Annotated in this window: 16 protein-coding genes; 9 read left to right on the top strand and 7 right to left on the bottom strand. The window is 71.3% G+C overall.

Going from position 1 to position 16,224, the window contains the following annotated elements; translation table 11 throughout:
• Positions 1 to 77 precede the first annotated feature (77 nt).
• The 3 genes from IG84_RS0117520 (at position 78) to IG84_RS41600 (ending at position 2,496) form a co-directional block, all read left to right on the top strand.
• Positions 78 to 1,103, top strand: coding sequence for a 6-phosphofructokinase (locus IG84_RS0117520; protein WP_031057721.1), 1,026 nt, complete (start codon positions 78 to 80; stop codon positions 1,101 to 1,103).
• A 138-nt stretch (positions 1,104 to 1,241) separates the two neighbouring features.
• The gene (locus tag IG84_RS0117515) at positions 1,242 to 2,195 is read left to right on the top strand and encodes a cytochrome c oxidase assembly protein (protein WP_031057719.1); all 954 of its coding nucleotides are present in this window, start codon (positions 1,242 to 1,244) and stop codon (positions 2,193 to 2,195) included.
• 142 nt (positions 2,196 to 2,337) lie between these two features.
• Positions 2,338 to 2,496: a hypothetical protein gene (locus IG84_RS41600; protein ID WP_030257823.1), complete on the top strand. Its 159-nt coding sequence runs from the start codon at positions 2,338 to 2,340 to the stop codon at positions 2,494 to 2,496.
• A 72-nt stretch (positions 2,497 to 2,568) separates the two neighbouring features.
• Here IG84_RS41600 and IG84_RS0117505 read toward each other — a convergent pair whose 3' ends face one another.
• The gene (locus IG84_RS0117505) at positions 2,569 to 3,255 is read right to left on the bottom strand and encodes a response regulator transcription factor (RefSeq protein WP_031057718.1); all 687 of its coding nucleotides are present in this window, start codon (positions 3,253 to 3,255) and stop codon (positions 2,569 to 2,571) included.
• The gene (locus IG84_RS0117500) at positions 3,243 to 4,931 is read right to left on the bottom strand and encodes a sensor histidine kinase (protein WP_157848900.1); all 1,689 of its coding nucleotides are present in this window, start codon (positions 4,929 to 4,931) and stop codon (positions 3,243 to 3,245) included. The genes IG84_RS0117505 and IG84_RS0117500 overlap by 13 nt, the downstream gene beginning before the upstream one ends.
• Before the next feature lie 319 nt (positions 4,932 to 5,250).
• Between IG84_RS0117500 and IG84_RS0117495 the strand changes: the two genes are divergently transcribed.
• A complete protein-coding gene (locus IG84_RS0117495) occupies positions 5,251 to 5,565 on the top strand; it encodes a hypothetical protein (RefSeq protein WP_031057714.1) in 315 nt (104 codons plus the stop codon).
• A 64-nt stretch (positions 5,566 to 5,629) separates the two neighbouring features.
• Positions 5,630 to 6,409 (top strand): calcium-binding protein, encoded by a 780-nt coding sequence (locus tag IG84_RS0117490; RefSeq protein ID WP_107053905.1) that lies wholly within the window; start codon positions 5,630 to 5,632, stop codon positions 6,407 to 6,409.
• Positions 6,410 to 6,457: 48 nt separating this feature from the next.
• Here IG84_RS0117490 and IG84_RS0117485 read toward each other — a convergent pair whose 3' ends face one another.
• From IG84_RS0117485 to gntA, 3 genes are all read right to left on the bottom strand, one after another.
• On the bottom strand, positions 6,458 to 7,825 hold the full coding sequence (locus IG84_RS0117485; protein WP_051861877.1) for a cytochrome P450: 1,368 nt from the start codon (positions 7,823 to 7,825) through the stop codon (positions 6,458 to 6,460).
• A complete protein-coding gene (locus tag IG84_RS0117480) occupies positions 7,825 to 9,369 on the bottom strand; it encodes an adenosine deaminase (RefSeq protein ID WP_063761811.1) in 1,545 nt (514 codons plus the stop codon). The genes IG84_RS0117485 and IG84_RS0117480 overlap by 1 nt, the downstream gene beginning before the upstream one ends.
• A 195-nt stretch (positions 9,370 to 9,564) precedes the next feature.
• Complete coding sequence (gene gntA, locus IG84_RS0117475) at positions 9,565 to 10,296, bottom strand: guanitoxin biosynthesis heme-dependent pre-guanitoxin N-hydroxylase GntA (RefSeq protein ID WP_031057703.1); 732 nt, start codon at positions 10,294 to 10,296, stop codon at positions 9,565 to 9,567.
• 387 nt (positions 10,297 to 10,683) lie between these two features.
• Here gntA and IG84_RS0117470 point away from each other — a divergent pair, with 387 nt between their 5' ends.
• The 3 genes from IG84_RS0117470 (at position 10,684) to IG84_RS0117460 (ending at position 12,435) form a co-directional block, all read left to right on the top strand.
• Positions 10,684 to 11,097 carry an SRPBCC family protein gene (locus IG84_RS0117470; RefSeq protein ID WP_031057701.1) on the top strand — a complete coding sequence of 138 codons (414 nt, stop codon included), beginning with the start codon at positions 10,684 to 10,686 and terminating at the stop codon, positions 11,095 to 11,097.
• Between the two features lie 7 nt (positions 11,098 to 11,104).
• Positions 11,105 to 11,530 carry a DUF2267 domain-containing protein gene (locus IG84_RS0117465; RefSeq protein ID WP_031057699.1) on the top strand — a complete coding sequence of 142 codons (426 nt, stop codon included), beginning with the start codon at positions 11,105 to 11,107 and terminating at the stop codon, positions 11,528 to 11,530.
• Positions 11,531 to 11,625: 95 nt separating this feature from the next.
• A complete protein-coding gene (locus IG84_RS0117460) occupies positions 11,626 to 12,435 on the top strand; it encodes an SDR family oxidoreductase (protein ID WP_051861875.1) in 810 nt (269 codons plus the stop codon).
• A gap of 52 nt (positions 12,436 to 12,487) precedes the next feature.
• Here IG84_RS0117460 and IG84_RS0117455 read toward each other — a convergent pair whose 3' ends face one another.
• Entirely contained in the window at positions 12,488 to 13,477 is a 990-nt protein-coding gene (locus tag IG84_RS0117455) for an alpha/beta fold hydrolase (protein WP_031057695.1), read from the bottom strand.
• Positions 13,478 to 13,580: 103 nt separating this feature from the next.
• Complete coding sequence (locus tag IG84_RS0117450) at positions 13,581 to 14,381, bottom strand: hypothetical protein (RefSeq protein ID WP_051861874.1); 801 nt, start codon at positions 14,379 to 14,381, stop codon at positions 13,581 to 13,583.
• Positions 14,382 to 14,521: 140 nt separating this feature from the next.
• On the opposite strand from IG84_RS0117450, the gene qcrB reads away from it, so the two are divergent.
• Positions 14,522 to 16,204, top strand: coding sequence for a cytochrome bc1 complex cytochrome b subunit (qcrB, locus tag IG84_RS0117445; RefSeq protein WP_078648940.1), 1,683 nt, complete (start codon positions 14,522 to 14,524; stop codon positions 16,202 to 16,204).
• Positions 16,205 to 16,224: the final 20 nt, after the last annotated feature.

The raw sequence follows: 16,224 nt of genomic DNA, 5'->3' as shown, positions 1-16,224 counted from the left end.
GCGCTTGTAGGGTGTGCGCATCCAACCGGACGACGGGGTCCGGTCATCCGGTTGAGCTGCAGAGGTTTCTACGAGTAATGCGTATTGGTGTACTCACCTCCGGAGGCGACTGCCCCGGTCTGAACGCCGTCATCCGCTCCGTCGTCCACCGAGCCGTCGCCGACCACGGCGATGACGTCATCGGCTTCGTCGACGGCTGGCGCGGCCTGCTGGAGTGCGACTACCGCAAGCTCGACCTGGACGCGGTGGGCGGCATCCTGGCCCGTGGCGGCACCATCCTCGGCTCCTCGCGCGTGCAGCCCGCCCACCTGCGGGACGGCGTCGAGCGGGCCCGCGGCCACGTCGCCGACCTCGGCCTGGACGCGATCATCCCGATCGGCGGCGAGGGCACCCTCAAGGCGGCCCGGCTGCTGTCGGACGCCGGCCTGCCGATCGTCGGCGTGCCGAAGACCATCGACAACGACATCGCGTCGACCGATCTGACCTTCGGGTTCGACACGGCGGTCGGCGTGGCGACCGAGGCGCTGGACCGGCTCAAGACCACCGCCGAGTCGCACCAGCGGGTGCTGATCGTCGAGGTCATGGGCCGGCACACCGGCTGGATCGCGCTGCACTCGGGCATGGCGGCCGGCGCGCACGCCATCGTCGTGCCCGAGCGCCCCTTCGACATCGACGAGCTGTCGGAGCGGGTCGCTGCGCGCTTCGAGGCGGGCAAGAAGTTCGCGATCGTCGTCGTGGCGGAGGGCGCGAAGCCGCGCGCCGGCTCGATGGACTTCGAGGTCGGCGGCAAGGACATGTACGGGCACGAGCGGTTCGCGGGCGTCGCCCGGCAGCTGGCCGTCGAGCTGGAGGACCGGCTCGGCAAGGAGGCCCGCGCGGTGATCCTGGGCCACGTGCAGCGCGGCGGGACCCCGACCGCGTACGACCGCGTGCTCGCGACCCGCTTCGGGTGGCACGCGGTGGAGGCGGCGCACCGCGGCAACTTCGGCATGATGACCGCGCTGCGCGGGACGGAGATCACGCTGGTACCGCTGGCGGAGGCCGTGGAGACGCTGAAGACCGTACCGGGCGACCGGTACGCCGAGGTGGAGACCGTCCTCTAGCCCGGGCTGCCGCCCCATGGCTCCCGCTGCTCGCCCGGGCGAGAATTGCATGTCGTACGAGCCGCCCCCGGTCACCGTCCGTGCCGGGGGCGGCTCTAGGCTGGTCGCGGAGCATTGGTGCGAATCAGGAGCGAGCGGATGGATCACAGCGGGCACGGCATGATGATGGATCTGCCGCCGTTCACGCTGGGGCGCGGGTTGGAGTTCGGCGGCGACGCCTTCTTCCTCGTCGAATGCCTGCTGGGGCTGGCGCTGTACGGCTGGGCCGTGCTGCGGCTGCGGCGGCGCGGCGACAGCTGGCCGGTGAGCCGGACCGTGGCCTGGGTCGTGGGCGTGCTGACGGTCGCGCTGGTGATGTGCACGAAGCTGAACGACTACGGCATGGCGATGTTCAGCGTGCACATGGTGCAGCACATGGTGATCAGCATGCTGTCGCCGATCCTGCTGCTGCTCGGCGCGCCGGTGACGCTGACGCTGCGGGCGCTGCCGACCGCGGGCCGCGGCCGCAAGGGTCCGCGTGAGCTGCTGGTGGCGCTGCTGCACAGCCGGTACATGCGGATCATCACGCACCCGGCGTTCACGATCCCGCTGTTCATCGCGAGCCTGTACGCGCTGTACTTCACGCCGCTCTTCGACTTCCTGATGGAGTCGCGGACCGGGCACATCGCGATGATGGTGCACTTCCTCGCGGTCGGCCTGGTCTTCTTCTGGCCGATCATGGGTGTGGACCCGGGGCCGCACCGTCCCGGCTATGTGATGCGGATGCTGGAGCTGTTCGCGGGGATGCCGTTCCACGCGTTCTTCGGCATCGCGCTGATGATGGCCTCGGAGACGATGGTGAAGACGTTCCAGCACCCGCCGGCCTCGATGGGCGTCGACGCGCTCGCGGATCAGCAGGCGGCGGGCGGTATTGCCTGGGCCTTCAGTGAGATCCCGTCGGTGCTGGTGCTGATCGCGCTGGTCTTCCAGTGGTACACGACGGAGAAGCGGCAGTCGGTACGGAAGGACCGGGCCGCCGACCGGGACGGCGACAAGGAGCTGGCGGCGTACAACGCCTATCTCGCGTCGCTGAACGCGCGCAGCCAGGGCTGAGGCGCGGGCTCGGTCCGGTAGTCGGACGGGCGAGGCGGAATCCGGAGAAAGCTGGCGGTGCGGGCCGCGGCCGGGGAACATGTCCCCAAGGCCGCGGCCCGTGGCATATCCCCGTACGGGCGGCCGTGAGGAGGATGCCAGGATGCCCGGATCGGCTAAGGCGATGGCAGGGTGCACGGTGGGCGGGCTGATCCTGGCCACGGCGTACACGGTGGCGGTCGGCAGCAGCGGCTGGCTCTGGTTCGCGTGGGTGGTACTGGCCCTGGTGACGGTCGGGGTGGTGGCCGGGAAGCGGTGGTGACGTTCCTGGCGGTTGCCGGACGGGTGGCCGCCGGAGTGGCCGGCTGAAGAAAATCACACTCTCGTTCGATTCTCAGCCGGTGGGATCCGTTGTGGGAAGCGTGCTGCGCAGATAGGCCAGTACCGCGAGCACGCGGAGGTTGACGTGGGCACGTTCGTGGCTTTCGGGGTGCGGCAGGCCGAGTTTCTGGGAGATCGAGGTGACACGTTTCTCGATCGTCTTGAGGCTGTAGCTGAGTTCCGTGGCGATCGCCGCGTTGGAGTGCCCTTCAGCCATGAGCGCCAGGATCTGCCGCTCCACCGGGAGCAGTGCGGCCAGTGGGTCGGTCGTCCGGGGACGGGTGAGTACGCGCTGGACGACCTCCGGGTCGACGACGACCTCTCCGGAGGCCACCCGCTTGATGGCGTCGACAAGCCGGTCCGCGTCCCGGACCCGGTCCTTGACGAGATACCCCACGGCCTGGTCGGCCGCTTGCAGCAAACGCATCGCGTAGGACGTCTCGGCGTAGTGCGAGAGCACCAGTAAACCGACCGAGGGATGGCTCGCCCGGATCCGCTCCGCGCCTTCCAGCCCCTCGTCGCGGTGGGTCGGTGGCATACGGATGTCCAGAACGGCGACATCGGGCGGATCGGCCGCGACCGCTCGCAGCAGTTCGGGCAAGGTGGCGACTTGCGCGGTGACGGTGAAGCCACGCGCGGTGAGGATTTCCGCCAGCATCTGCCTCAGCAGCCCGGAGTCCTCCGCGATCACGATGCGCATGGCAGCTCCACGACCAGCCGGGTGCCTGCGCGCGGCGGACTGTTCACGTGGAGCCGTCCGTCGAGGGCTCCCACCCGGTCCTCCAGCCCGCGCAGACCCGTCCCGCGCGCGGGGTCCGCGCCGCCTATGCCGTCGTCGGCGATTTCGACGACCAGACGGTCCGGCTCGTCGTCCGCCCGGATACGCACCTGGGTCGCCTCCGCATGTTTGTATGTATTGGCCAGAGCTTCGGTGATCACGAAGTAGGCGGTCCGTTCCACATGGTCAGGCCAGCGACGGTGGGGAATGCAGGCCAGTACGGGCAGCGGGCCTCGCTCGGCGAGTGCTTCGACGGCGGCCGCCAGGCCCTCTTCCACCAGGATCGGCGGGCTGATCCCTTCGGCCAGCGCACGAAGCTCGTGCAGGACCTCCGTCAAGTACAGCGCGGCCGAGGCGAGATCGGGCCGCTGCCCGTCGTCGCCCGCCTCCGCCGCGCCGGCCGCTCGGGCCCGGTCCACCAGTATGGAGATCACCAGCAGCTTGTGCTGGATGCCATCGTGCAGGTCGCGTTGGATGCGCTGGCGTTCGGCGTCGCCCGCGAGCGCAATGCGCGCGCGGGAGGCACGTATTTCTTCGAGCTGGGCGCGTTGCGCGGCCAGCAGGCGGGCGTTGTCCAGCGCGAGCCCTGCCGCGGCCAGGACGGTGTCGACCAGTGGGCGCTGCTCGCGCAGTGCCGGGTCGTGGACGAGAAACGCCAGCGGCTGCCCTCGTCGGACGACGGGCGTGACACCGCGGCCGTCCCCGGGAAGGACGTCGGAGGCCGCTCCGTCCGTGCGCAGATAGCCGGCCCCGGGATGCCCCTCGGTGGGGGGACGCGGGAACCACAGTTCCAGGGCGGGATCGCCCAGCGCCTCGGCGATGGCCGCCCGTACGGCCTCGGGCTCAGCGGATTCTTCGAGCCGTACGACGAGATCGGCCACCCGTACCCGTGCCATGCGGACCCGCACCAGCCCGCCGGCGAGTGCGACGGGTGTGACGATCATGCAGAGGGCGTACGCCAGGAGCGTCATCTTCTGCAGCCCGAGCGGCGCGTCGAGCAACGCCGCGAAGGTGGCCGCAACGACCACACCGCCCAGCGCGAACATGGTCGTCCACACCGGCGCGTAGGCGCGGCGGACCGGACGCCCGGCCGTGGCCCATCGGCGCACCACGAGGGCGGCTGTCAGTGCGGTCAGCGCGAGGCCGAAGACGCTGCCGATCGACGCCCAGACCGAATACCGTCCCTGTGGATCCCCCCACTGCTGCGGTTGCGGCGGGTACTCCACTACGTACCGCACCCCCTGGGTCACCAACGGCATGGTGTAGAGGAGAGCAGCGACCCCGCGTTCGTAGCGGTTGCGGAGCCGTCCCGAGGGCAGGGCGAGCACCAAGTGGCTGAGGGCGGCGTAGGAGAGGTAGAAGCAGCAGAAGCCGAGCGCGAACAGCGCCGCGTTGTCGCTGAGCTGCAAGTCCCCGATGTACCAGGTGAAGCCGACCAGGATCATCCATCGGCCGGTGGCGTTCGCCGGTCTGCGGAGCCGCAGCACCACCCCGGACCATACGAAGGTCACCCCGGCCGTCTGCACCGGCAGCCACAACCACGGCGGATACGGCGCTCTGCGCCATGTGGCGAGGGTGGCTGCCGAAGCGAGCAGCATGCCCGCCACCCCCAGCAGGAGAGGTCCGAGCGACCGGCCCGGTTCCCGGTCTTCCCCCCATGGCCAGGCAGTGGTCGGTGTCGGGACAGCGCCGGCCGCTGGCATTCCTCCATTGTCGCGGCCGGATCCGGGTTTGTGCAGAGAGTTTTCGAGGCGAGCCGCGGCGCGGTGGCGGTGCGGCACACCCATACCGGCACCCCCATACCGGAGGGAAAACCCGCTGCCGCTCGGAGGGGTCACCCTGCAGCGGTGCCGATCGCTCGCTGGCAGCTTGGACGCAAAGCACCGCACACGGTGGAAACGACAGGGGGAACGGACCATGCGAGCGAAGCTCTTGATGGTCTCGGCCGGCACGGCGCTGGTCATGGGCCTGAGTGCCTGCGGAAGTTCGGAATCGGACGCGCCGGAGAAGCCGCCCGGCATCGTGAACGAGGATCCGGTGGAAGAAGCAACGGACGAGCCGCTGTACGACACCCCGGCCGAAGAGACAACCGACCAGCCGCTGAACGGCGATCTCGACGAGTACTACGACCACAAGCAGTTGGAGCGTCAGAACGGCCTGAGCAACGAAGACCTGCTCGACGACGGTTACGAGAACTTCCAGAGGAACATGGGCTCCTCCAGTGGCTGGTGACCACCTAGGCGGCTTCTCCACCCGCCTTCATGCGACAACGACAGCGAAGAAGAGGAGGGGACCCATGATTCCCAGTTTGCAGTGCCGGACGCGCAGGGCCAGGCGACCGGCCCCTCGGACTGCCCTGCTGGCGGCAGCGCTCGCAGCCGTGTTGGCGGCTCCTGGTGCGGCCCATGCCGATGCGGATGCGGTTGCCGCCTTCACCTGTGTCAACCTGGCTCCCACGGTGCTCGGCACGGAGAAGAACGACACTCTCGTCGGCACCAATGGCCGCGACATCATCATGGGGCTGGGAGGCAACGACACTATTCGCGGTCTCGACGGTGCAGACGTCCTCTGCGGGGATTACGGCGACAGCCAGCCGCCCAACGCGAAGCCGGGCCGCGACACCATCTACGCAGGAGCGAGCGGCACCGGAACCTTCAACACCGACGAGATCCGCGGGGACGAGCGCGATGACAGGATCTTCGGCGAGGACGGACCGGACGAGCTCGAGGGCGGGACCGGCAACGACGAGCTGCGCGGCGGCCCGGGTGACGACAACCACAACGGCCTGGAAGGCAAGGACACCATGTACGGCGGCCCCGGCAACGACATGCTGCGGGAGAGCAACGCCATGGGTGGAAACGACCGCCTCTTCGGCGAAGAAGGCGCTGACACGCTGGAAAGTGGGGACGGCAACGACAAACTCAGCGGAGGCCAGGGGGACGACAACCTCAGTGGTGAGGACGGAAACGACGATCTCAACGGCAACGCGGGAAACAACACGAATGATGGCGGCGCCGGCCACGACAAGTGCGTCAACCCGAGCGCACCCACAGCCGTGAACTGCGAGAAGCCCTAGGGACGTCCGATGGGTCGCCGCGGCTCGCGGTGGCCCATCGATCACGACCTAGTGCCGCCGCACGGTGGCGTGCAGGGGGGTGGGTGGCTGGAGGAGGAGGCCGACTCGGGGGGCGGGGGCGGCGGGGGTCACGTCGAGGTGGCAGTGCTGGGCGAGGGTGGCGAGCAGGAGGGCGGCCTCGACCTGGGCGAAGCGGGCGCCGAGGCAGGTGCGCTGGCCGCCGCCGAAGGGGTACCACGCGTGGTCCGGTACGGGGTCGGGCGCTTCGGGGTCCCAGCGTTCGGGGCGGAAGCGGGTGGGTTCGGGGAACCAGCGCGGGTCGCGGTGGGTGGTCCACTGGCTGCACCACACGACGGTGCCGGGTGGGATGCGGGTGTCGGCGAGGGTGGCGCCGTCGCGGGCGACGGCGGGGATGAGCCAGGCGGGCGGGTAGAGCCGGAGGGCCTCCTTGATGATCTGCCGGGTCCATGGGAGGCGGTCGTAGTCGTCGATGGTGGGCGGGCGTCCGCCCAGTACCTCGTCGAGTTCGGCGGTGAGCCGTTCGCGGGCCTCCGGGGAGCGGGAGAGCAGGTACCAGGTCCAGGTCAGGGCCGTGGAGGTGGTCTCGTGCCCGGCGGCCCAGAGGGTGGCGGCCTCGTCGCGCACCTCCTGGGTGGTCAGCGGCCGGCCTTCTTCGTCGCGGGCCGCCAGGAGTCTGCTGAGGAGGTCGTCGCGGTCTTCGGTGCCGCCGTGCCGCTGGCGCGCGCGGATCAGCCGGTGCACCTCGGCGTCGATGGTGGCGACGGCCCGGAGCAGGCGGCGCCGGCCCGGCGTGCGGATCCAGCCCGGCAGGAAGAGGGTCATGTTCCGCAGTTCGGCGCCGATGCCGTGTTCGGCGACGGCCATGGCCTCGCTGAGCGCCCGGGTCCGGTCGCCGAGGTCGTTGCCGAACAGGGTGCGCAGGACGATGCGCTGGGTGAGGAGCGCCATCTGGTGGCGTACGTCGATGCGGTCGCCGTCCTGCCACTGTCCGGCCGCGGCCTGCGCGCACTCGACCATGGCGGCGGCGTAGCCGCGGACCTGGCGGGGGCGGACGGTGGGCTGGACCAGGGAGCGTTTGCGGCGCCAGTCGCTGCCCTTGCTGAGGATGAGGCTTTGGCCGGTGAGCTGCTTGAAGGCCCAGCCGATCTCCAGGAGCTCGAAGGTGCGCTCTCTGGCGGCGAGGAATTCGGCGATGTGCGCGGGGTGGAAGAGGAAGAGGCTGCGGCGCGGTCCGAGGGACCAGGTCACCGCGTCGCCGTACTCGTCACGCAGCCGTACGAGGAAGCCCAAGGGGTCCCTGCCGAAGGCGGGGAGGTTGCCGAGGAGGGGCAGGCCGCGGGGGCCGGGGACGGGCTTCAGGGGGACGGATGTCAGGGGGACTGTGGTCACGGGCATCAGTGCCTGCTGTGTGCCACGTGGCGCTCGAAGCGGGCGAAGGCGGCCTCCAGGCGCTCCTGCAGCCGGGCCTTGAGGCCGGTGGCCGGGGAGCCGGCGGCGCGGTCGCGGAGGCCGGGGCCGGGCAGGAAGGCTTCCTCCAGTGAGGTACGGGCGAGGTCCTTCAGCTCGGGGTAGCTCAGGTGGTACGTGGTCGCGGCGCGCTGGTACTCGTGGCTGATGTCGGTGCGGGAGATCCCGGGGTCGTCGGTGGCGAGCGTCACCGGTACGCCGGCCCGGCGGTAGCGCTGGAAGGGGTGGTTGTCCCCGCTGACGCCGAGGATCTGGGCGTTGCTCGTGAGCGGCGATTCGAGGGCGATGCCGTGGTGGGCCATGGTGCGCAGCAGCTCTTCGGCGCCGTCCTCGTGTGCCAGGTCCACTCCGTGGCCGATGCGCTCGGCGTGGCCGGTGTGGACGGCTTCGCGGATGTGGAAGCGCAGGTCGGCGGGTTTGACCAGGCCGGGGGTGAGTTCGCCGGCGTGCAGGGTGATGTGTGCGCGGGGGTAGACGCCGTGCAGGTAGTCGAGCATCCGCATGTGGAGCCGGTAGTCGCGCAGGGCGGTTTTGCCGTCCTCCGGCGCGACCAGGTTCACCGCGACGAAGCGCCGGTCGCGCTCGGCCAGCCGCATACCGAGCGCGAGCTGTGTGAAGACCTGCTCGGGCGCCTCGGACCGGATGCTCTGGGAGATGAAGCGGAGGATTACGCGGCAGCCGGGTGCCGGGGCGCGGGTGTCGCAGTGTGCCGTGCGGCGGAAGACGGCCGTGGCCCGGTCGGTCTCCTGCCGGGCGTCGCGCACCACTCGGTCCAGCTTGCCGCCGACCAGCAGCGCGCGGTGCATCCGGGACAGGTCGGCGTCGTACCCGATGCCGGCGGCCAGCCGGCGCGCGGCGGGCGCGGCCGGGGTGATCATGGTCTCCAGGTACGACTGGTGGTGCGCGGCCGCGGTGCCGGTCACGTCGGCCAGCAGCTCGCCGGTGTGCCGCTCGGTGACCTCGTCGAACTTGTCGAAGGCGGCGAAGAAGTGGTCGTGCCCGGATGCGCCGGGCGGGAGGTCCTGCATCGACCAGGCGCGGATCAGCCGCTGCCGGAAGGCGGGGTCGGTACGGGTGTCGGCGGCGGGCCGGGTGCCGGCGCGGCACGGCGGCGGCAGGGCCGTGTCGGTCCGGTCGATGCACAGCCCGTCCTGCGCGGCGAGGCGGACGAGCAGCTCGGTGGACGCGGCGCCGGTGAGGTGGTTGTGCAGGTCGCCGCCCTTGGGCAGGGCCCGCATGAACGCGCGCAGCGCCCGCGGGTCGTGCCGGATGGCGTCCAGGTGCGCGTCGACGCGCTGCTCGGCGGCGGTCGCGGGACGGCCGGGCGGTGGCGGTGTCGCGGCGGCGTCCGGTACGGCGGGCAGGGCTGCCGCGCCCAGGGCGGCGGCGCCCAGGAGGGCCAGTGCGGCGCGCAGGCCGGGCGTGGGGCGGGGTGCGGAAGCGCTCCTGCGGAGCCGGTTGCCGAAGATCACGGTGCATCTTCGGCACGCCGGGGGGCCGGGTGCGACCTGACAGGCCGCGGCCGCGGCAAGGCCACCCGGTCGGCACAGCCACGGGTACGACGGCCTGATCGGCACAGCCACGGAACCGGCCACGCGGTCGGCACAGCCACGGGCACGGCGGCCCGTGGCTGTGCGTGGCTGTACTGCTGCCGACCGGAGTCGCGGTTACGCCCCCGAGGCGGTCAGCTCGCGCTCGCGCTCCTCCGCCGGCTCCCGCTCGGTTTCCATGGCGGCTTCCCGGCCGGCTTCCCGGGCGGCGAAGGGGCACTGCCAGTCGGCGGGCTTGGGGCGGCCGGAGTAGCGGCGGGCTTCGGAGAGCTGCTCGTACTCGTACAGATTGGGGTTGATGTCCCCCTGCAGCTTGATGTCCTGCTTGCGTATCTTGTCCGCCAGCCGGTCCCACATGCCGGCGCCCTTTATCAGGTCGAACTGCTGGTGGGAGTTGAAGGCCAGCATCGGGAAGGGAGGCCGGCGGCCCCAGCGGCGGTGCGTCTCGTGCAGACCGATGACGAAGAAGGGATGGCCGGCCACGCTGAACGCGAACTTTCCGGACTGCGGATCGGAGGAATAGCCCTCGGCCCAGCGATGGGATTCCGCGTCCTGCTCGTGGAGGAGCTGGAGCTGCTGCCAGAGAAGCTCTTCGAACCGCAGCTCATCGACCCCGCGAGGTTCCTCGAAGGTCGCGATGAAGCTGGTGAACGTCCGGGGACTCCAGTCCGCCGAGCCGACGAATTCCGCGAGATCGAGCGCCATCAGCCGGGCGGCTTCCGTACTCCCCATCCGGTCGTAGTGCCGGTGGGTTATGCCGCCCCGGCGCCAGGCCGATCGTCCCGCCAGGCAGGAGAACCGCTCCCCCAGGATGAACTCCTCGACCTTGCCACGCGCATCCGCCGTCATGGCCAGCCTTCCTTCCAATTACGTGCCTCCTCAACGGGAGATCGTTCCGCCGTGTGTACGTGCAGCGCCCACCCCGGAGCGGCGGCGCCCGGACCCACGGCGGCTGTGAGCGCTGCGCCGCGTGGGCAGGACCGAGTCCGCTGGGAAATCAGGGAAAGGTCGCTCGGTGATTGTGACGGCCGAAGGCCGATCAAAGAAAATCCGCCGGGAATCGGGTGGCGACGAATCGCCCCCATCCCCCTGCAATCGGGTGGTTGTGCGCCTCCGGGCGCCGTCACGGGGCAGGCGTTCCGTGGAAGCGTTCGGACCGTTCCGGGCCCGATCCGGCCCCGGTCCGGACCCCACCCGGGTCGATCTCGACCGATCTCGACCGAGGAGAGGTGTGGCATGAGTGAGTACGAGCGTTCCCGCACGATGCCGGCGCTGCCCGAGCACGTCTTCGACCAGGCGAGCGATGTGTCGCGGCTCGATTCCTGGATGCCGGCCGAGCTGCACGTACGGGAGGAGGAGCTGCCGGCCGTGACGGTGCACGAGGACCGTACGGGCGAGGACGCGTCCGCCCTTTTCCGGGCCCAGCCGGATCAACAGCGCCTGGAATGGGGCACCCGGGAGAGCGGCAGCTACGCGGGCTGGCTCCAGGTGGCCGGCATCGGGAGCGGGGCGAGCGAGGTGACCATTCACCTGTCCTTCTTCGAGGCGTCCCACGACCCGGGCGGCGAGGCCGTGAACGCCGCGCTGGACCGGAGCCTGGAGCGGCTGGCGGAGCAGGTAAGGCTGCATGCCGACGGCACGGAAGGGTGAAATGATCATGCATCACGACGAGTTCCTGCGCCTGGTGCAGACGGGGGCCGCGCTCCCCGACCGCGGGACGGCGGAGCGTGCGGTACGGGCCACGCTGGAAACGCTGGCCGAGCGCATCCCCGACGGCCTCGCCGAGCATCTGGCGGCCCAGCTCCCGCAGGAGATCGGCGAGCACCTCCGCCGGGTGGTCGCCGCGCACGAGGGCGGGCCCGAGGAGCACCACACGGCGGAGCGGTTCGATCTGACGACCTTCGCCGCGCGGATCGCCTGGCGCGGCGGAGTTTCCGAGGACGCCGCGCTGCAGGAGGCGAGCGCGGTCTTCGAAACGCTGGACGCGGCGCTCGCGCCCGAGCTCAGCGAGAAGCTCGGCAGCGTCCTGCCGCCCGACATCCGCGAGCTGCTGCCCGAGAGCCGGATGGACGACCCCTCGTGAGAACCGCCCCGTGAACCGTCCCCAAGAGGACCCGTAGACCCCTACGACCCGTATGACCCGTATGAGAGGCCCCCGTACACGTCAGGAGGACCGCGATGCCCGCAAACCCCACATCCGACCCGCGTACTGCCGTGATCACCGGCTCGGACTCCGGCATCGGCCGGGCCACCGCCGTACGCCTCGCCGAGCAGGGGCTGGACATCGGCATCACCTGGCACAGCGACCGGGAGGGCGCCGAGGCGACGGCCGCCGAGGTACGCGGCAAGGGCCGGAACGCGGTGATCGAGCGGATGGACCTCGCGGACCTGCCCGCGGCCGCCGGCGCCGTCGACCGGCTCGCCGAACGGCTCGGCCGGCTCGACGTCCTCGTCAACAACGCCGGCACCGGCACCGCCACGCCCTTCCTCGACATCGACCACGCGACGTTCCAGCACGTGCTCGACGTCGACCTCGCCGGCCCCTTCCTCTGCTCCCAGGTCGCCGCCCGGCGCATGATCGAGCAGGGGGACGGCGGCCGGATCGTCAATGTCACCAGCGTGCACGAGCACCAGCCCCGGGTCGGCGCCGCCCCGTACTGCGCGGCCAAGGGCGGGCTGGGCCTGCTCACGCAGGTCATGGCACTGGAGCTCGCCGAGTACGGCATCAACGTGAACGCCGTCGCGCCCGGCGAGATCGCCACCCCGATGACCGGGCAGGAGGACGAGGACGTGACCGCCAAGGACCGGCCCGGCGTCCCGCTGGGCAGGCCGGGCGACGCCCGTGAGGTGGCCGCCGTCATCGCCTTCCTCGCCGGCCCGGACGCGGCGTATGTGACGGGCGCGTCGTGGGCCGTCGACGGCGGGATGCTGCGGATGGGCCCGCAGGCCGGCTCCCACCTCCCGGACCACAGCTGGCGCCGCCCCTGAAAGCCGGGCCGCCACGCCTTTAGGACGCCTCCACGCCTTTGAGACACAGGCTTTACGTGGCGCTGCGCTCGCTCTCGTCCCGCAGCTCGCGTTCCACGGCGCGGTTGCGGGCGTCGTCCGGGCGGCCGGCCGCGCTGCCGGGCCGGCCCGCCCTGAGCAGCTCGCGCCACCGCTCCGGGCTCCAGTCGGCCGGCCGGGTCGTGGCGATGAAGTGCTGCACCGCGGCGAGGAAGCGGTCCGGATCGGCGGTGAAGGGGAAGTGCCCGGCGCCCTCGAAGACCTCCAGGCGGCTGCCGGGCATCGCGGCGTGCGCGCGGTACGCGTGCCGTACCGGTATCACGCCGTCCCGCGACCCCCACAGCAGCAGGGTCGGCATGCCCTCGGCCAGGTAGCACCGGTCCAGCATGGTGATGACCTGGCCGCGCCAGTCGACGACGGCACGCAGGCTCCGGACGAACGCGTTCCGGGAGGCCGCGTCCGGAAACGCGTCGACCAGCCGGAGCAGGGCCTGCGCGTCCTGCCCGAGGTCCGTGCCGAGGCGCTTGAGCAGCCCGACGGCCAGCCGGGTCTGGCAGCGCATTCCCGGCAGGCCGAGCACCGAGAGCAGCGCGGCGGCCACCGGCAGGGACACGGCCCGCAGGACGGGGGTCACCTCCCGTCCCACGCCGCCCGCGCTGACCAGCACCAGACGCTCGGTGCGCTCGGGGAACTGGTACGCGAACTGCATGGCCACCCCGCCGCCGAGCGAGTGCCCGATCAGGGTCACGCGGTCGATGCCAAGGACGCCGAGCAGGTCGCGGACGCCGTTGGCGTAGGCGGCGACCGAGTAGTCGGCGCGCGGCTTGTCGGAGGCGCCGTGGCCGAGCAGGTCGGGGGCGATCACGGTGTGGTTCCTGGCCAGTGCCGGGAGGATGCCCGACCAGGTCGCGGAGGAGTCCCCGATGCCGTGGAGGAACACGAGGGCGGGTCCACGGCCCGCGACCCGGAAGGCGCGGCGGTAGCCGTGCACCACGTGGTAGCGCAGCTCCACGTCGTCCTGCACGCCCGACGCCCCCTCCCCCGCCCGTCGCCCCGTCTCCCCGTGTCTCGGTACGAGCGTAGAAGGTCCGGCGCCCCGACACCGTTACCGGAGCATTTCGTGCCCGCTACGGCTGCGGGTGCACCCGGTGCCGGACCCAGACGTTGGGTTCGACGTAGACCGCGTGGTCCTGGGTGGTGTCGCAGTGCACGGGGACCAGGGCGCCGGGCACTTCGACGGCGCCGTCGTGGTCGAAGGGCAGGCCGGTCCACCGGCGCCACTGGGCCAGGGAGCCGCTGACCGTCATCGACGCGGGGGCGATCTTCTCGATGGTGCCGCCGGCCTTGACGTGCACCCGCAGCCACGGGTCGGCCGGCAGTCCGTCCGCGCGCCGCCGGCGGACGTAGTCGGCCATGGGGACGCGCGGTGCGAGATGCTTGGCCGTCGGGCGGACCGGGGCCAGCAGCGCGTCGTGGCCCTGTCGTCCGACGGCGTTGCGCAGCGCCTCCAGCATCCGGTAGGACAGCCCGCGGCCGAGGTATTCGGTGTCCACCGTGATCTCCAGCGCGCTGGCCGCCGTCGGCGGGCGCGCGTCCCGCCGGTCGTGGAACGACCACCCCAGCACCCGGTCCCAGCCCCGGTCCGGCATTTCTTCACGACCGTCGCGCCCGGCGTCGAAGGGCACGCTCAGCCCGCGCGCCACGACGCGGTCGCCGTCCGTCGCCACCACGCAGTACTCGGGGAAGTCCGCGGCCACCCGGCCCAACAAGGCGTCCGCCACCGGGTCGTGCGGTATGAAGGCCGGCCAGGTGTCGGCGAACTCGTAGAGCCGGGGCAGCAGCGCCGGGCGCTCGGCGACGGGGGTGATCCGGATGCGGTCGGTGTCTGTCACAGCGCGGGCGCCGCCACGGCGGTCGGTGTCGGTCATGGCGCGGACGCTGCCACAAGACCACCGCTCCGGCCAGCGGTTTTCTCCCGTCCTGCGTGGCCGGCCGACAAGCGGCTACACGTCCTCGTGGGTACCTGGCGGGCACAGCGTCAGGGACGCCCGGACAGGGAGGAGTTGGCATGATCTTCTTCCGGCGGTCCCGCCTGAAGGCACGCGCCGTGAAGCAGAAAACGAGGCAGGCCGCCGGCCGCACCACGGAGGCGCTGGACGCCCGGCTGCCGGTCGCCGAGGGCGGCGGGCTGCTGCGCAAGCCGTTCCCCGACCACTGGTCGTTCCTTCTGGGCGAACTGGCCCTCTACAGCCTGATCGTGCTGGTGCTGACGGGGGTCTACCTCACGCTCTTCTTCAAGCCCGGCATGCACGAGGTGGTGTACCACGGCTCGTACACGCCCCTCTCCGGTGTCCGCATGTCCGAGGCGTTCGACTCCACCCTGCACATCAGCTTCGACGTCCGCGGCGGGCTGCTGATCCGGCAGATGCACCACTGGGCCGCGCTCGTCTTCCTCGCGGCGATCGGCGTCCACCTGCTGCGGGTCTTCTTCACCGGGGCATTCCGCAAGCCCCGCGAGGTGAACTGGATGATCGGGGTGACGCTCTTCCTGCTGGCGCTCGCGGAAGGCTTCGCCGGCTACTCGCTCCCCGACGACCTGCTGTCGGGCACCGGACTGCGGATCGCGCAGGGCATCATGCTGTCGCTGCCGCTCGTCGGGTCGTACATCAGCATGTTCGTCTTCGGCGCGGAGTTCCCCGGACACGATGTGATCCCCCGGCTGTACGGGGCGCACATCCTTCTGCTGCCGGGCCTGATCCTGGCCCTGGTCACCGTCCATCTGATCCTGGTCTTCTACCTCAAGCACACCCAGTGGGCGGCTCCGGGCCGCACCAATCGCAATGTGGTCGGCAAGCCCCTCTTCCCCCAGTTCATGGCCACGTCGGGCGGTCTGTCCCTGATGGTCTTCGGTGTGACGGCGTTTCTCGGCGGGGTGGCGCAGATCAACCCGGTCTGGGTGTACGGCCCTTACCGGCCGGACCAGGCGTCCACCGGCGCCCAGCCGGACTGGTACGTCGGCTTCCTGGAGGGTGCGCTGCGGCTCGTACCGCCGTGGGAGACGTCGGTCGCCGGCCACACCCTCATGTGGAACGTGCTGCTCCCGGCCGTGGTGCTGCCGCTCGCGATGTTCGCGCTGCTGTACGCCTACCCGTTCGCCGAGGCGTGGGTGACCGGTGACCGGCGCGAGCACCATCTGTGCGACCGGCCGCGCGACCGGCCCGTGCGCACGGCGCTCGGCGCGGCGGCGGTCAGCGCGTACGCGGTACTGCTGCTGGCCGGCGGCAACGACGTGGCGGCCGCCGCGTTCGGCATCTCCCTCAACGCGCTGACCTGGGTGCTGCGGACGGCGTTGATCGTGCTGCCCGTCCTGGTGTTCGTGGTGGTCAAGCGGGTGTGCCTGGCGCTGCGCGAAGCCGAGCTGGCACGGCTGGCCGAGGGCGAGGAGACCGGGCGGATGCGCCAGACGGTCGAGGGCGGTTACGAGGAGGAGCACCGGCCGGTGGGCGACGAGGAGCGGTACGTGGTGCTGTACGGCAGTATGCCGGCCCCTCCCCCGCTGCCGGCGGCCGGGCGGGACGGGTCCGGTGACGGTGCCGTGGAGGGTGCCGGTGAAGGCGTCGAGGCCGGGCGGCTGCGGTCCGCGCTCAGCCATTGGTTCGCGGCGGGCTCGCAACCGCGCGCGGATTCCCGGGAGTCCGGCCGTGAGCTGCGCGGCCGGCCGACGGGCGGCTCGCGGTCGCCGGACTCCTGACGGCCATGACGGTCCTCACG

Source organism: Streptomyces ochraceiscleroticus (assembly GCF_000720485.1).
In the GTDB taxonomy this organism is placed as follows: domain Bacteria; phylum Actinomycetota; class Actinomycetes; order Streptomycetales; family Streptomycetaceae; genus Streptomyces; species Streptomyces ochraceiscleroticus.
Note: the sequence above shows the minus strand (reverse complement) of the source record. Positions and strands in the feature narration are given on the sequence as shown.

Coding starts and splice junctions, on each gene's coding strand:
- IG84_RS0117460 (WP_051861875.1), top strand. CDS start 11,626: ATGCCCGCAAACCCCACATCCGACCCGCGTACTGCCGTGATCACCGGC.
- IG84_RS0117505 (WP_031057718.1), bottom strand. CDS start 3,255: ATGCGCATCGTGATCGCGGAGGACTCCGGGCTGCTGAGGCAGATGCTG.
- IG84_RS0117490 (WP_107053905.1), top strand. CDS start 5,630: ATGATTCCCAGTTTGCAGTGCCGGACGCGCAGGGCCAGGCGACCGGCC.
- IG84_RS0117485 (WP_051861877.1), bottom strand. CDS start 7,825: ATGCCCGTGACCACAGTCCCCCTGACATCCGTCCCCCTGAAGCCCGTC.
- IG84_RS0117470 (WP_031057701.1), top strand. CDS start 10,684: ATGAGTGAGTACGAGCGTTCCCGCACGATGCCGGCGCTGCCCGAGCAC.
- IG84_RS0117450 (WP_051861874.1), bottom strand. CDS start 14,381: ATGACCGACACCGACCGCCGTGGCGGCGCCCGCGCTGTGACAGACACC.
- IG84_RS0117515 (WP_031057719.1), top strand. CDS start 1,242: ATGGATCACAGCGGGCACGGCATGATGATGGATCTGCCGCCGTTCACG.
- qcrB (WP_078648940.1), top strand. CDS start 14,522: ATGATCTTCTTCCGGCGGTCCCGCCTGAAGGCACGCGCCGTGAAGCAG.
- IG84_RS0117495 (WP_031057714.1), top strand. CDS start 5,251: ATGCGAGCGAAGCTCTTGATGGTCTCGGCCGGCACGGCGCTGGTCATG.
- IG84_RS0117520 (WP_031057721.1), top strand. CDS start 78: ATGCGTATTGGTGTACTCACCTCCGGAGGCGACTGCCCCGGTCTGAAC.
- IG84_RS41600 (WP_030257823.1), top strand. CDS start 2,338: ATGCCCGGATCGGCTAAGGCGATGGCAGGGTGCACGGTGGGCGGGCTG.
- gntA (WP_031057703.1), bottom strand. CDS start 10,296: ATGACGGCGGATGCGCGTGGCAAGGTCGAGGAGTTCATCCTGGGGGAG.
- IG84_RS0117500 (WP_157848900.1), bottom strand. CDS start 4,931: ATGCTGCTCGCTTCGGCAGCCACCCTCGCCACATGGCGCAGAGCGCCG.
- IG84_RS0117465 (WP_031057699.1), top strand. CDS start 11,105: ATGCATCACGACGAGTTCCTGCGCCTGGTGCAGACGGGGGCCGCGCTC.